The sequence below is a fragment of the Pseudomonas sp. 1176_21 genome, assembly GCF_052850635.1.
The window spans coordinates 1-881 of the sequence record NZ_VXCV01000038.1 but is presented as its reverse complement, the minus strand read 5'-3'; the positions used below and the strand labels follow the sequence as shown (position 1 = coordinate 881).

The window sequence follows — 881 nt, the reverse complement described above, 5'->3', positions numbered from 1 at the left end:
GCACATAGCCGAGTGCCTTTCCTGGGAGCATCGATCATGAGTGCAACATCCTTCAGCGTACAACTCCAAAACGAAATGGAAGGTAAGATCAATTATTTCCACTACCAAAAGTTCGGCGACCCCGCCTCGGGTACAAAATCCGCATTAACATCGCCCCAAACTACTTATGACTTCAATCTCTACCCCGGCGGAAAGTTTATAGCGACGACCGCCGAGTCCTACCAAGCGCAGCTTGAAGATCCAAAACTTCTTCGATTCAAATTTACAAATAATTCAGGTTTTCCTGTCGGGTTGCTCCGCGTATACGGTGAGCCCCCTTATCCCGACTGGGTAATAGCCGCGCTGGAGGACATTCCGGGGGACGAAAGTGAGGAAGACGTTCAATCTCAGCGCGAGTTAATAATCGATAGATACAACCAAATGGTTGGGGGGGTGAATACAGGACCGAAGCGGTTTCCAGGGGGGGTACTACGGCGCTGGATCGACTACGAACCTCGCCGTGGCGACCCCTCTAAATGGTACGCATGGCTGCTACGTCCAGGAAGGTCAACTAGTGTGGCGGTAATCGAAGGAAGCGTATGGGCGGTGAGCGAAGCAAAAAACGAAGACTGACCTTTTCCCCTGGCAGCGCAACGGGGAGCTTGGGTGCTGTACAGAACTCAAGGGACCCTAGTTCAGCTCTCGCGTCGTCAGCATTTTTAAGTAGTGCATGCGTTGAACAGAGGAGGGTGATTGCCGTTGCAACACCCTCCCTTTTTGAGTGGAGCTGCCATCTGATGTTCGGGTGGCGCAGTAGCAGTGCTTTAGGACCGTTCGCTGGATTGCCTGCGAGCTCGCAAGGTTAGCGGGTTGGGCGCGGGGGTTCTACACGCTCTACACCT

At 53.2% G+C, this 881-nt stretch carries 1 protein-coding gene; it reads left to right on the top strand.

Annotation, left to right across the window (positions count from 1 at the left end; genetic code table 11):
* Positions 1-612 (top strand): hypothetical protein (locus tag FW760_RS26005; RefSeq protein ID WP_446444115.1); only part of this gene is annotated, 612 nt, incomplete at its 5' end.
* Positions 613-881 lie beyond the last annotated feature (269 nt).